At 49.3% G+C, this 639-nt stretch carries 1 protein-coding gene; it reads left to right on the plus strand.

The features are described from left to right. Positions 1-639 (plus strand): P-loop NTPase (locus B3S86_RS15355; RefSeq protein ID WP_290754336.1); only part of this gene is annotated, 639 nt, incomplete at both ends.

A 639-nucleotide genomic window follows, 5' to 3' on the forward strand; every position in this document is an offset into this window, starting at 1 on the left:
AGGTCGGTTTGATTGATGCCGATATCTACGGCTTTAGTGTTCCAGACATGATGGGAATCGAAACACGTCCGACTGTCGTGAACGACCGAATCGTTCCACCAGAACGCTTTGGCGTCAAAGTCATCTCAATGGGCTTCTTCGTCGAAGATAATGCACCAGTCATCTGGCGGGGACCAATGCTCGGGAAGATGCTCAACAACTTCTTCGCAGACGTCGAATGGGGCGATCTCGATTACTTGTTGCTTGATCTTCCACCGGGTACAGGAGATGTTGCACTCGATATTCATTCGATGCTCCCGAGTTGTCAAGAAGTCATCGTCACGACACCTCACGCAACAGCCGCTTTCGTTGCAGCACGAGCAGGGGCAATGGCAATCAAAACGAACCACCGTCTACTCGGTATCGTCGAGAACATGGCGTACTTTGAAAGCAAAGTGACAGGCGAAAAAGAGTATGTCTTCGGTAGTGGTGGCGGAGAGAGGTTGTCAGAAGCGTTAAAAACCGATATTCTAGCTAAGATTCCACTTGGACAACCATATGCGAATGATGCGGACTTCGCCCCATCGATCTATCGCGATGAACATCCATTTGAGACGTACTATAATGAACTCGCCATGCGTGTCATCGAAAAAGTAGAGG

The organism is Exiguobacterium sp. UBA3968 (assembly GCF_002385115.1).
GTDB lineage: Bacteria > Bacillota > Bacilli > Exiguobacteriales > Exiguobacteriaceae > Exiguobacterium_A.